At 60.5% G+C, this 516-nt stretch carries 1 protein-coding gene; it reads right to left on the bottom strand.

What is annotated here, in order from left to right; translation table 11 throughout:
- Window positions 1–478, bottom strand: a 478-nt coding sequence (locus N1032_RS27935) for a DNA polymerase family A protein (RefSeq protein ID WP_259544000.1), incomplete at its 3' end; no start/stop codon positions are given.
- Between the last annotated feature and the right edge of the window lie 38 nt (window positions 479–516).

Genomic DNA, 516 nt, shown 5'->3' with positions numbered 1-516 from the left:
TCGACAGATCGGAGATAACCAGCTTCTTTCCATCCGGGGCGACGATACAGCCACGAAGCGCCGACGACGCGGCCGCCATGATGTCAGTGATCACCAGGTCGGCGTACCCGCCCTTAAAGGCACCGATAGCCGCGCTGATCGCTTCAGGCTTCAGGGTAGGGCGGGGCAGGTTTTGCGGTTGCCACATACGGCCAGCCCAGCGGCCGGTACGCGCAGCGCCGCAGAACTGCAACAGCCCGCGAAGACGTCCATCGCTCGAGGCGTTGTTAATGAGGGTTTTGTATTTGGCCGTGCTGGATGTTGTCGACGACAGGCGGATATTCAGCAGATCGCGCAGCGGGGCGGGCGTCTCAGGATCATTTATGCGCGCCTCCAACGTGGACGCCTTCATATCCGGCAACGTGACGCCGTAACTTGCGCAGACATACGCGAGTAGCTTGTCGCGCTGGGTGGCCGCCTCGACTTCTCCGGCGGTCATTTCCTTAGTCTGTGAGGCTAAGCGAATCTGTTCATCTT

The organism is Herbiconiux daphne, from assembly GCF_024979295.1.
In the GTDB taxonomy this organism is placed as follows: Bacteria; Actinomycetota; Actinomycetes; order Actinomycetales; family Microbacteriaceae; genus Herbiconiux; species Herbiconiux daphnes.
Note: the sequence above shows the minus strand (reverse complement) of the source record. Positions and strands in the feature narration are given on the sequence as shown.